This is a genomic window from Microbacterium album, assembly GCF_014643695.1.
Lineage (GTDB): Bacteria > Actinomycetota > Actinomycetes > Actinomycetales > Microbacteriaceae > Microbacterium > Microbacterium album.
Genome location: NZ_BMJY01000002.1, coordinates 400,846 through 412,608 on the forward strand (window position 1 = coordinate 400,846; position 11,763 = coordinate 412,608).

At 73.2% G+C, this 11,763-nt stretch carries 9 protein-coding genes; 8 read left to right on the forward strand and 1 reads right to left on the reverse strand.

The features are described 5' to 3' along the window. Window positions 1-5 precede the first annotated feature (5 nt). The 5 genes from mfd to hisS all read left to right on the forward strand — a co-directional run bounded on the left by mfd (window position 6) and on the right by hisS (window position 7,512). Window positions 6-3,644 (forward strand): transcription-repair coupling factor, encoded by a 3,639-nt coding sequence (gene mfd, locus IEX37_RS04385; RefSeq protein ID WP_188755017.1) that lies wholly within the window; start codon window positions 6-8, stop codon window positions 3,642-3,644. A gap of 58 nt (window positions 3,645-3,702) precedes the next feature. Beyond that, complete coding sequence (locus tag IEX37_RS04390) at window positions 3,703-4,038, forward strand: GNAT family N-acetyltransferase (protein ID WP_188755018.1); 336 nt, start codon at window positions 3,703-3,705, stop codon at window positions 4,036-4,038. 182 nt (window positions 4,039-4,220) lie between these two features. Further along, on the forward strand, window positions 4,221-5,402 hold the full coding sequence (gene nhaA / locus IEX37_RS04395) for a Na+/H+ antiporter NhaA (protein WP_188755019.1): 1,182 nt from the start codon (window positions 4,221-4,223) through the stop codon (window positions 5,400-5,402). Further along, the gene (locus tag IEX37_RS04400) at window positions 5,399-6,106 is read left to right on the forward strand and encodes a nucleoside triphosphate pyrophosphohydrolase (RefSeq protein WP_188755020.1); all 708 of its coding nucleotides are present in this window, start codon (window positions 5,399-5,401) and stop codon (window positions 6,104-6,106) included. The genes nhaA and IEX37_RS04400 overlap by 4 nt, the downstream gene beginning before the upstream one ends. 122 nt (window positions 6,107-6,228) lie before the next feature. Next, on the forward strand, window positions 6,229-7,512 hold the full coding sequence (gene hisS, locus IEX37_RS04405) for a histidine--tRNA ligase (RefSeq protein ID WP_188755021.1): 1,284 nt from the start codon (window positions 6,229-6,231) through the stop codon (window positions 7,510-7,512). 424 nt (window positions 7,513-7,936) lie between these two features. On the opposite strand, the gene IEX37_RS04410 is transcribed toward hisS, so the two are convergent. Then, window positions 7,937-9,214: an APC family permease gene (locus IEX37_RS04410; RefSeq protein WP_188755022.1), complete on the reverse strand. Its 1,278-nt coding sequence runs from the start codon at window positions 9,212-9,214 to the stop codon at window positions 7,937-7,939. A gap of 90 nt (window positions 9,215-9,304) precedes the next feature. Between IEX37_RS04410 and IEX37_RS04415 the strand changes: the two genes are divergently transcribed. From IEX37_RS04415 to IEX37_RS04425, 3 genes are read left to right on the forward strand one after another with little or no spacing between them, the layout of a single operon-like run. Continuing rightward, entirely contained in the window at window positions 9,305-9,676 is a 372-nt protein-coding gene (locus IEX37_RS04415; protein WP_188755023.1) for a GntR family transcriptional regulator, read from the forward strand. Window positions 9,677-9,686: 10 nt separating this feature from the next. Then, window positions 9,687-10,727 (forward strand): DUF1648 domain-containing protein, encoded by a 1,041-nt coding sequence (locus IEX37_RS04420; RefSeq protein ID WP_188755024.1) that lies wholly within the window; start codon window positions 9,687-9,689, stop codon window positions 10,725-10,727. After that, on the forward strand, window positions 10,724-11,749 hold the full coding sequence (locus tag IEX37_RS04425) for a CPBP family intramembrane glutamic endopeptidase (protein ID WP_188755025.1): 1,026 nt from the start codon (window positions 10,724-10,726) through the stop codon (window positions 11,747-11,749). The genes IEX37_RS04420 and IEX37_RS04425 overlap by 4 nt, the downstream gene beginning before the upstream one ends. Window positions 11,750-11,763 lie beyond the last annotated feature (14 nt).

Genomic DNA, 11,763 nt, shown 5'->3' on the forward strand with positions numbered 1-11,763 from the left:
CTCTGGTGACTGTTCAGGGGATCGTGCGCGCCCTCGAGACCGCCGAATCGTTCCGGGACGCTCTCACCGCCTCGTCCGTCGATGCCGATCTGTCGCTCGTCGACGGTCTCGACGCCCCCGCGCTCGCCGCGCTCCTGGCGCGCCGAACCGCGGCGGGCCAGCCCGCGGCCCTGCTCGCGATCGCCCCGACGGGGCGGCGCGCCGAGAGCCTCGGCGCCGCCCTCGGCGCGCTGATGCCCGGCGCCGAGGTGCTGCACTTCCCCGCGTGGGAGACGCTGCCCCACGAGCGGCTCAGCCCCAGCGCAGAGACGGTCGGGCGCCGTCTTGCCGTGCTGCGCCGTCTTGCCGACGGGGACGGCGCGACGCCGCTCGTCGTGACGGCCTCCGTGCGGGCCGCCATCCAGCCGCTCGCGCGCGACCTCGACCGGGTCGTGCCGATCCGGCTCGCGGTCGGAAGCCGCGGCCACGACCTCGACGACATCGCGGCGCGTCTCGTGGCGCTCGCCTATGCGCGCGTGGACATGGTCTCGCGACGCGGTGAGTTCGCCGTGCGCGGCGGCATCCTCGACGTCTTCCCACCCGTGGCGGACCACCCGCTCCGGATCGAGCTGTTCGGCGACGAGGTGGATCAGATCCGCGCGTTCTCGGTCGCGGACCAGCGGTCCCTCCCGGGTGAGGTGCGCGAGGTCGAGCTCGTGCCGAGCCGCGAGCTGCTGCTGACCGACGCGGTGCGCGACCGTGCCCGAGAGCTCCGCGACGAGCTGCCGGGCGTCGCGCAGCTGCTCGAGAAGATGGCGCAGGGCATCCCCGTCGAGGGCATGGAGTCGCTCACGCCCGCCGTCGCCGGCCCGCTCGTCTCGCTCCCGACGTACCTGCCGCGCGGCACCGCCGTCGCCCTCGTCGATCCCGAGCGCGCCGTGTCCCGCGCCCTGACCCTGGGGGAGACCAACCGCGAGTTCCTTCAGGCGGCCTGGAGCGCCGCGACGAGCGGCGCCGAGGCCCCCATCAACCTGGACGCGGGTGACTTCCTCACCCTTTCCCGCCTGCACGAGGACGTGCGCGAGCGCGGGGGCGTCTGGTGGACGCTCAGTCCGTTCGACTCGGGCGCCGCCGAGACCGCGGCGGAACTCGACGAGCTCGCCGGCGACGGCGTGACGATCGCCCCCGATCCGGGGGCCGCGATCCGTGTCGACGGATCCGCGGTGCCCTCCTTCCAGGGTAACATCGACGGCGCGACCGCACACGTGGCCCAGCGGCTCGGCGAGGGGTGGCGCGTCGTCGTGGCGGCCGGCGGCGCCGGTCTCGTGGAGCGGGCGCGCGACGTGCTCGCCGAGCGGGGCCTGGCGGCGCGCATCGTGGACTCGCTCGACGAGGAGCCCGAGGCGGGGGTCGCGACGCTCGTCTGCGCGAGCATCGAGCGCGGATTCGAGTCGCCCGAGGCGCGCCTGGCCGTCCTCACCGAGAACGAGTTCTACGGGCGCACGATCGGCGGCGATTCCCGCGTCGTCAAGAAGCTCGCGACGCGGCGCCGCAACGTCGTCGACCCGCTCCAGCTCAAGCCCGGCGACTACGTCGTGCACGCCACTCACGGCATCGGGCGCTTCGTGGAGATGACGCAGCGCGAGGTGTCCGGGGGTGGCCGCAACGCGACCAAGAGCACGCGCGACTATCTCGTGCTCGAGTACGCGCCGTCCAAGCGCGGCTATCCGGGCGACAAGCTGTACGTGCCCACCGATCAGCTCGACCTGCTCTCGAAGTACGTGGGCGGGGAGTCGCCCGCGCTGTCGAAGATGGGCGGCAGCGACTGGGCGCAGGCCAAGGGCAAGGCGCGCAGGGCCGTGCGCGACATCGCCGTGGAGCTGGTCAAGCTCTACTCGGCGCGGATGGCGGCGAAGGGCCACGCGTTCGGCCCGGACACGCCCTGGCAGCGGGAGCTGGAGGAGGCGTTCCCGTTCGCGGAGACCCCGGACCAGCTGCAGACCATCGACGAGGTCAAGCGCGACATGGAGCGGCCCATCCCGATGGACCGCCTGCTGTCGGGCGACGTCGGGTTCGGCAAGACCGAGGTCGCCGTGCGCGCCGCGTTCAAGGCCATCCAGGACGGCAAGCAGGTCGCGATGCTCGTGCCGACGACGCTCCTGGTCAAGCAGCACCTCGACACCTTCACGGAGCGCTTCGCGGGCTTCCCCGTCACGGTCAAGCCGCTGTCCCGGTTCCAGACCGACAAGGAGGCCAGGGCGACCATCCAGGGCCTGCTCGACGGCACGGTCGACATGGTGATCGGCACGCACCGCATCCTGACGGAGCAGGTGGCCTTCAAGGACCTCGGGCTCATGATCATCGACGAGGAGCAGCGCTTCGGCGTCGAGCACAAGGACGCGCTGAAGAAACTCAAGACCAACGTCGACATCCTCGCCATGAGCGCCACGCCCATCCCGCGCACGCTCGAGATGGCGGTGACGGGCATCCGCGAGATGTCGACGCTGGCGACGCCGCCGGAGGACCGCCACCCGATCCTGTCGTACGTCGGCCCCCGGAACGACAAGCAGATCGCCGCGGCGATCCGGCGCGAGCTGCTGCGCGAGGGTCAGGTCTTCTACGTGCACAACCGCGTCAGCTCGATCAACTCGGTCGCGGCGCACCTCGCCGAGCTCGTGCCCGACGCCCGCATCGCGGTGGCGCACGGGAAGATGGGGGAGCACCAGCTCGAGCAGGTCGTCGACGACTTCTGGGAGCGCAAGTTCGACGTCCTGGTGTGCACGACCATCATCGAGACCGGCATCGACATCACGAACGCGAACACGATCATCATCGACCGCGCCGACAAGTACGGGCTCGCCCAGCTGCACCAGCTGCGCGGACGCGTGGGCCGCGGACGCGAGCGCGCGTACGCGTACTTCGTCTACGACGAGAACAAGCCGCTGTCCGAGACCGCGGCCGACCGTCTGCAGACGATCGCGGTGCACAACGACCTCGGCTCGGGGATCCAGGTCGCGATGAAGGACCTCGAGCTGCGCGGCGCGGGCAACCTGCTCGGCGCCGAGCAGGCCGGCCACATCGCCGGCGTCGGGTTCGACCTGTACCTGCGGATGATCGGCGAGGCCGTCGCGACGTTCCGCGGCGAGGACACCGAGGGGCCGGTCGAGCTGCGGCTGGAGCTGCCCGTCGAGGCCCGCCTGCCGGAGTCGTACGTGGACGCCGAGCGCCTGCGCCTCGAGGCCTACCAGAAGCTGTCGGCCGCCGCGACAGCGACGGCCAAGGACGACGCGATCGACCTCGTGGTGGAGGAGCTCACCGACCGGTACGGCGCACCCCCGCCCGAGGTCGACGGGCTCGTGGCCGTCGCGCGCCTGCGCCGCCGCGCGGCGCAGGCCGGACTCACGGACGTCGTCGCCATGGGCCGCAACCTGCGGATCGCCCCGGCGCGGCTGCCCGACTCGATACGCGTGCGCCTGCAGCGCCTCTACCCCGGCGCGAAGCTGCTCGCGGGCGGCGAGGCCATGGTCGTGCCGCTGCCGACGGCAGGCGGCGAGCCGCTCGCGGACGCCGACCTGCTCGCCTGGGTCGCGCGCCTGATCGACGTCATCTTCCCCGCGCGGGACGGCGAGGCCGCCCCGGCGGCCACCGGCGCCGCCACGCCCTGAGGCGGCCCGCACGCCCCGGGGGCTTGAGCGCTTCGCACGCCCGCGCTTGGATGGGCGCATGACGGATCCCGAGGCGACGACGCCGCACGTGCGCATCACCGAGAACCCCGAGCACAGCCGCTTCGAGGCGCATCTCGCGGGCGACAGCGCGGAACCCGAGGGGTCGGCCGACGGCGAGCTCGTCGGGGTCCTGGCTTACTCGGACGACGAGGACACCCGCACCCTGCTGCACACCGTGGTCGGCGAGGAGCACTCCGGCCACGGCATCGGCGGCGAGCTCGTCGCGCGGGCGTTCGCCGAGGCGCGCGAGCGGGGGCGGCGCCTCGTGCCGGTCTGCACGTTCGTCCAGGCCTGGCTCGAGCGTCACCCGGACCAGCGCGACCTCGTCGCCTGATCCGCGGCGCCGTCCGCGGGCGACGACGCCGAGCGACCGGCCGCCTGGGCGCGGTGCCGGGGCGTTGTCGGCGCATCTCGGTAGGATGGATCGCGGAGTGCCGGGAAGTCTGGTCGGCGACGGACACCCGTGTGTCCGTACCACCGCGATCCCGTCCGCCGCGCGGACGATGAAAGGCATGTATGAAGCTCTTGCGCTCAGAGCGCTTTCCCGCGATCCTCCTCCTGGTCGCCGCGGCACTCGGCCTGCTCATCGCGAACCTGCCCTTCGGGCCGGCGGTCGTCGAAGCGAGCCACGCGCATCTGGCGATCCCGGGAACACCGATCGATCTGTCCCTTGCGCACTGGGTGTCCGACGGCCTGCTCGCGATCTTCTTCTTCGCTGTCGCGGTCGAACTGCAGTACGAGCTGACCAGGGGTCAGCTCAACAGCCCACGCAAGGCCCTGCAGCCCGCGATCGCCGCGGTCGGCGGCGTGGTCGTGCCGATCGCCGTCTTCCTCGTCATCGCGGGCGGCGACCCCGTCGCGCGGGCCGGCTGGCCCATCCCGACCGCGACCGACATCGCGTTCGCGCTCGGCGTGCTCGCGGTGTTCGGCAAGGGCCTGCCCTCGCCCGTGCGGATCTTCCTGCTCGCGCTGGCCATCATCGACGACATCGTCGGCATCATCTTCATCGCGGTGCTGTTCGCGCAGGACATGAACCTGGGTGAGCTGGCCATCGGAATCGTGCTCGTCGTGGTGTTCGCGGTGCTGAGCCGCCTCGAGACGACGAGCCGGGGCACGCGTCTCACGATCCGTACGCTCATGCTCCTGGTCGCGATCGCCGCCTGGGTGTTCGTCCTGCTCTCGGGTGTCCACGCCACGATCGCCGGCGTGATGCTGGGTCTCGCGATCCGCCAGGGCACGGGTATGCACGTGCGCCACACTCTGGAGCCGTGGATCAACGCCGTGATCCTGCCGATCTTCGCCTTCGTGGCGGCGCTCGTGGTCATCCCGCGCGTCTCGCCGGAGGCGCTGTCCCCGGCGCTGTGGGCGATCCTCGTCGCGCTGCCCGTCGGAAAGATCCTCGGCATCGGCCTGTTCGGCTGGATCGGGATGCGGTTCCGGCCGCGCGGAACGGCGCCGGCCGTCGCGATGCCCGACGTCCTCGCGGCGGGCGCGCTGGGAGGCATCGGCTTCACGGTCTCGCTGCTGCTGGCGAACCTCGCCTACGCCGACACCCCGCTCGTCCGCGACGAGGCGATCCTCGGCGTCCTGGGCGGCTCGGTGCTCTCGCTCGTCATCGCGGCCGTGCTGGTCTCGTGGCGCGCACGCCACTACCGCCGGCTCGCGGCGTCCTCGTCCTCGGCGACCTCGTCCTCATGACCGGCGGCGCGGTCGGGAGCGGTGCGGATGGCGCCGCTCCCGACGCGCTGCGCCGGGCCGTGGACACCATGCGGGCCGTGCGCGACCGCTGCGTGTGGTCGCAGCAGATCGATCACCGCGCACTCGTGCCGTACCTCATCGAGGAGAGCCACGAGCTCGTCGACGCCGTCGAGTCGGCGGACCCCGTCGCGATCCGCGAGGAGCTCGGGGACCTGCTCTGGCAGGTGCTGTTCCACGCCGAGATCGCGTCGCGCGCCGTCTCCGACGGGACGTCTGCGGCCGCGTTCGACATCGACGACGTCGCGGAGACGCTCGTGGAGAAGATGGTGCGCCGGCATCCTCACGTCTTCGCGGGTGAGACGGCGCAGACGCCCGAGCGCGTGCTCGAGCTGTGGAACGCCGCCAAGGCGGCCGAGAAGACGCAGCGCAGCAGCGTGCTCGACGGGGTCGCGCGCTCGATGCCGTCCCTCGCGCTCGCCCAGAAGCTGATCGGCAAGGCCGCGCACGTCGGCGTGGGTGACGAGCTCGCGGTCGCGGTGCACGACGCCGCGGAGGTCGGAGCCGCACCCGAGTCCGAGGAGGAGCTCGGCGATCTCCTCCTGACGCTCGTCGCCACCGCCCGCGCGAACGGCTGGGACGCCGAGCGCGCCCTCCGCGAGCGCCTGCGCACCCTCGAGATCGACATCCGCGCCGCGGAGGCCTGACCCCGAGCATCCCTCCCCGCGCCGACAATCCGTCCCCGCGCCGACAATGCGTGTGGGGTACGGATGCTCGGCGCAGGGACGCATTCTCGTGGCGGGGATGCGCGGGGGATAATGGACGGGCTATGGCTTCCGTGAATGCGCCGCGCGGCATGCGCGACTTCCTGCCCGCCGACAAGGCTCGTCGCGAGCGCGTGCTCGCCGTCATCCGGGAGCGCTATCGCGCGCACGGCTTCGATGAGATCGAGACGCCCGTGGTCGAGGAGTACGCGCGCCTGCACGCGGGTATCGGCGGCGATAACGAGAAGCTCGCGTTCAACATCCTGCGCCGCGGGCTCGACGCCGACGCCATCCGGGCGGCCGCGGAGGACCCCGCCGCGCTGACCGACCTGGGGTTGCGCTACGACCTGACGGTGCCGCTCGCCCGCTTCTACGCGACGAACCGGGCCGAGCTTCCCGCCGTCTTCCGGTCGATCCAGATCGCGCCGGTGTGGCGCGCGGAGCGCCCCCAGAAGGGCCGCTACCGCCAGTTCCTGCAGTGCGACATCGACATCATCGGCGACGCCTCCGCGCGCGCCGAGGCGGAGCTGATCGTGGCGTCGCTCGATGCGGTCGCAGCGCTGTCGCTCGCGGACGCGAGCGTGCGCATCAACGACCGGCGCGCGCTCGACGCGATGCTCGACGTGTTCGGCTTCCCCGCGGACGAGCGCCCCGGCGTGCTCATCACGATCGACAAGCTCGACAAGATCGGCGCGTCCGGCGTGGCGGCCGAGCTGCGCGAGCGCGGGGCGAGCGCGGCGGCCGTCGACGCGTTCGAGGCGTTCGTGCTGCGCACACAGACGAGCCAGGCCCAGCCCTACGGCGAGGCGCAGATCCGCGCGGCGCTGCCCGAGGGCGTGCCGGACGATGTCGTGGCGCACCTCGTCGGCGTGGGGGAGTCGGTCGCGGCCGCCCGCGGCGGAGAGGACGCCCCTCTCGTGTTCGACCCGTTCCTCGTGCGCGGGATGGGGTACTACACGGGCACGATCTTCGAGCTCGCCCACCCGTCGGTGCCGTACTCACTGGGGGGCGGCGGCCGGTACGACGGGATGATCGGGCGCTTCCTGGGTCAGGACGTGCCGGCGGTGGGCTTCTCGATCGGTTTCGAGCGCATCGTGGACCTCGTGGAGGCGGGCGCCGGCGAGGACGAGCGCTCGGTCGTGCTCGTGCACGACCGGGACGTGCCGGTCGCCCGGCTGCTGGCGCTCAAGAGCGGGCTCGTCGCCGAGGGGGCGCGCGTGCGGCTCGAGCAGCGCACCAAGAACGTCAAGGGTCTGCTCGCTCGCGCGGCCGCCGACGGGTACCGCACCTTCGCCACCGTCTCGGCGACGACGACGCGCGACGACCTCGACCTCAAGCCGCTGGGCTGAGCCCGACCGGCCACGTGCCCGGCTCGCTGCGGAGTCAGGCCTCGTCGAGGCGTCGCACGAGGGGAGCCGGAGCCGTCGCCGCGTACGAGTCGACGACCAGCTCCCGGATCCACGCCCAGTCGGTGCCGGGGCCGAGGTCGATCCCGGTCCAGCCGGCGGCGCCGAGGTACGCGGGGGACGAAGGCGCCGGGGCTCGCGCGCAGGCCGACGCGCTCCTCCGGCGCCGACTGCACGACCAGGGCGTGCGCGTGCTCGATCCACTCGCCGTCGCGCTTGACGCTCGCCCCGTAGTAGGCGAAGACCTTGCGCGTGTAGAACGCGGGACGGCCGTGAGACACCTTCTCGGCCGACTCCGGCAGGGCGAGGCAGACGTCCCGGATGCGCCGCAGCAGCGGATCCGCGTCGTCGAACATCACCGGATGCGTCATGGCGCGTCGCGGTCCTCCGCCTCCGCCCGGCGTCGTTCGCGCGCGAGCCGGATCGCCCGCCCCGCGATCCCGACAGCGACGACGGCGATGCCGGTCAGCACGCTCTGCCACGGCAGGGTGAACGCCAGCAGGACGCAGCCGAGGGCGCCGGCGACCTGCAACCAGCGCGGGTAGCGGCGCACAGCCTCGCCCTGGCGCAGCGCGGCGAGGTTCGCGATCAGGTAGTACAGCAGCACGCCGAAGGACGAGAAGCCGATCGCTCCGCGCAGGTCCGCGAAGGCCACGACCGTGACCACGATGACGCCGACCGCGACTTCCATGCGGTGCGGCACGCGGAAGCGCGGATGGATGGCGGACAGCTGCGTCGGCAGGTCGTGCTCGCGCGCCATCGCCAGTCCGGTTCGGCCGATGCCCGCGATGAGCGCGAGCAGCGCGCCGAGCGAAGCTGCCGCGGCTCCGACGCGCACGACCGGCTCGGCCCACGTCCAGCCCGAGGCGACGACCGCGTCCGCGACGGGTGCGGTGGAGGCGGCCGTCCCGTCGGCTCCCAGGGCGGACAGGACCGCGGCGCCCACCAGGGCGTACACCACGAGCGCGGCGAGGAACGCGATCGAGATCGCGCGCGGGATCGTGCGCGCGGGATCGCGCACCTCCTCGCCCATGGTCGCGATGCGGGCGTACCCCGCGAACGCGAAGAACAGCAGCCCGGCGGACTGCAGCAGGCCCCACACGCCGGCGGGGAGCTCACCGGCGAAGGACGCGCTGTCGGCCGCCGCGGGAGCGCCCAGTCCCGCCGCGACGGCGATCGCGAGCGCGACCAGTGCGATCGTCACGATGATCTTGGCCGCCAGCGCCGTGCGCGTGACCCCCAGCAGGTTGACGCCGGTGAGCGCGACGACGGCGAGGATCGCGACGGGCCGTTCCCATCCGGCCGGCGCGGCATACGCGGCGAAGGTCATCGCCATGGCCGCGCAGCTGGCGAGCTTGCCGATCATGAAGCACCAGCCGGCGGTGTATCCCCACCACGCGCCGAGCTCGGCGCGGCCGTAGGCGTAGGTGCCGCCGGCGATCGTGTGGACGGCCGCGAGCTGCGCGGACGAGGTCGCGTTGCAGTACGCGACGAACGCGGCGATCGCGAGCCCGGCCAGCAGCCACGTGCCGGCGGCCTGTGCGGCGGGGCCGAAGGCCGAGAAGACCCCCGCCCCGATCATCGCGCCGAGGCCGATGGCGATCGCGTCGCCCAGTCCAAGCCGGCGGGCGAGGGTCGTCGTCATGCCGCGGAGTATAGGTGAGCAGCATTGCCGGGAGATGGCGAGATGACGAACATCCGTCCGCTAATGTTCTAGTTGCGCTACAATAACCGCATGCTGATCCGGATCGACCCGACGCGCGACGAGCCTGTCTTCGCTCAGCTCGCCGACTCGATCCGTGCCGACGCGGCCGCCGGGCGCATCTCCCCGGGCGACCGCCTTCCCTCCGCGCGGGAGGTGGCGGCCTCGGTCGGCGTCAACCTGCACACGGTGCTGCACGCCTACCAGGAGCTGCGCGACGAGGGCCTCCTGGACATCCGCCGCGGGCGCGGCGCCGTCGTGACGGATGCCGCGGCGCCGCTGGCCGAGCTGCGCGGCGACGTGGAGGCGCTGCTGCGACGGGCGCGGGAGCTGGGCGTGCCCCGCGAGGCGCTCGTGTCGCTGATGAGGGATGTCCGGGAGCCGGACGCGGAACCGAGCGGGTGAAAGGAAGAGGATGACGCACTCCAACGAGGTCCTGCGGCGCCGGGCCGTCGCCCGATTCCGGGCCGTCGGGCTCGTCGCGCCCGTGGTCGTCGCCGTGCTGCTCGCGCTGGCGCAGTTCGCCATGCTGCCGCTCGTACCGGGGACCGTCGCCGTCCACTGGGACCTGAGCGGAACCCCCGACGGCTTCGGCCCCGCCTGGACGTTCCCGCTCCTCACGCTGCTCGTCGTCGGAGCCCTGTCCGCCTTCATCGCCGCGATGGCGCTCGCGGGCGCCGGGAGGGCGACCGGACGGCAGCAGTTCCGCATCCTCGCCGCCATCGTCTGGTGGGAGATCGGGCTCATCGGAACGCTCGCGACGGGGTCCCTGGTCCTCCAGGTCGGCGTCGCCGGCCCGGAGGAGGCTCCCGGCATCGCGCCGCTGCTGGCGGGAGGCTTCGTCCTCGGCGTCGCGCTCGGCGCGCTCGCCTGGCGCATCACGATGGATCCCCCGGCGCGCGACGGCGACGGCGCCACCCCCGCCCCGCTGGACCTCGCCCCGGATGAGCGCGCCGTCTGGCTCCGCACCGTCGCCCTCTCCCGGGTGGGCCAGCTCGCTCTCTGGGGCCTCATCGTCGCGGTCGCGGCGATCGTCGCGGTGACCGCCGCCGCGGAGCTGTCGCGGTCCGGGGTGCTGGGCGCGGGCGCCTGGATCGGGATCGGGTCGCTCGCCCTCGTCGTGGCAGGCGTGGTCACGATGACCGTGTTCCACGTGCGCGTGGACGATGCCGGCCTGACGGTGCGCTCGGCCGTCGGCTGGCCGCGCGTCGCCGTCCCGCGCGAGCAGATCGAGCGCGTGGAGGTCGTGCAGGTGGACCCGATGGGGGAGTATGGCGGCTGGGGCTGGCGGTTCGGCGGCAACGGGATCGGCATCGTCGTGCGCCGCGGTGAGGGCCTGCGCGTCCACCGGCGAGGGCGGTCGGCGGTCACCGTGACGGTCGACGACGCCGACACCGCAGCGAGCCTGCTGCGCGGGATCACGGAGCGCGGGACGACGGAGAGGAGCGCGGGATGATCGGGGACACCGACGACACCGGAGTGCGCGCGGCGAGCGGCGGGCACGGGGTCGCGGGTGCGCGATCCGAAGCGACCCCGGGCGCAACCGAACGCGCGACCGTGCCGTGGGCGGCAGTCGCCGTGTTCCTCGTCGTGGCGTTCGCGCTGGCCTGGGCGCTCGCGCTCCCGCTGTGGCTCGGGGGCGGGCTGGCGTCCCCCTGGGTGACTCTCGTGGCGTCCGCGATGATGTTCACGCCCGCGGTCGCGACGCTCGTTGTCTGTCTCGTGCTGCGGACCCCCGAGCGCGGCCGCCGCCTGCGCTCGCTCGGGATCTGGCCCCTGCGCCCCGCCGGTCGCACGATCCGGTTCGCGGTCGCGGCGATCCTCGCGCCGCCCCTCATCGTGGCCGCCGCCGTGTTCGCCTCCGCCGCGCTCGGGATCATCCGGCTCGACCTGGTGGGGCTGTCCGGCTTCGCCCAGGTGATCGGGCCGTCGCTCGCCGCATCCGGCGTCGACCCCGCGTCCGTGCCGCTGTGGCCGATCGTCGTGGGCCAGCTGATCGCCATGCCGCTCGCGGCGGTGATCCCCAACGGCATCCTGGCGTTCGGCGAGGAGGTCGGCTGGCGCGGATGGCTGCTGCCCGCGCTGCGCCCCCTCGGCGCGTGGCCCGCCCTGCTGCTGTCCGGCGCGATCTGGGGGCTGTGGCACGCGCCGCTCGTCCTGCTCGGCTACAACTTCGGGCGTCCGGATGTGCTCGGCGTGCTGCTGATGGTGGGCGCGTGCACCGCGTGGGGCGTGCTGTTCGGCTGGACGCGCCTGCGTACGGGGTCCGTCTGGCCCGCCGTGTTCGGCCACGGCGCGCTCAACGCGTCGGCCGCCCTGGTCGCGGTGTTCGTGGCGGCGGGCGAGCGCATCGACATGGCCGTGGTCGGCGGCCTCGGCCTGGTCGCGTGGGCGGTCATCGCTGTCGTCATCGCGGTCCTCGCGGCGACCGGCCAGTTCCGGCGCACGGCCCTCGACGCCGCCCTCGGACACCGCTGATCTCCGCCGCGGGA

Coding starts and splice junctions, on each gene's coding strand:
- IEX37_RS04400 (WP_188755020.1), top strand. CDS start 5,399: ATGACCGGCGGCGCGGTCGGGAGCGGTGCGGATGGCGCCGCTCCCGAC.
- IEX37_RS04390 (WP_188755018.1), top strand. CDS start 3,703: ATGACGGATCCCGAGGCGACGACGCCGCACGTGCGCATCACCGAGAAC.
- nhaA (WP_188755019.1), top strand. CDS start 4,221: ATGAAGCTCTTGCGCTCAGAGCGCTTTCCCGCGATCCTCCTCCTGGTC.
- IEX37_RS04420 (WP_188755024.1), top strand. CDS start 9,687: ATGACGCACTCCAACGAGGTCCTGCGGCGCCGGGCCGTCGCCCGATTC.
- hisS (WP_188755021.1), top strand. CDS start 6,229: ATGGCTTCCGTGAATGCGCCGCGCGGCATGCGCGACTTCCTGCCCGCC.
- IEX37_RS04425 (WP_188755025.1), top strand. CDS start 10,724: ATGATCGGGGACACCGACGACACCGGAGTGCGCGCGGCGAGCGGCGGG.
- IEX37_RS04410 (WP_188755022.1), bottom strand. CDS start 9,214: ATGACGACGACCCTCGCCCGCCGGCTTGGACTGGGCGACGCGATCGCC.
- IEX37_RS04415 (WP_188755023.1), top strand. CDS start 9,305: ATGCTGATCCGGATCGACCCGACGCGCGACGAGCCTGTCTTCGCTCAG.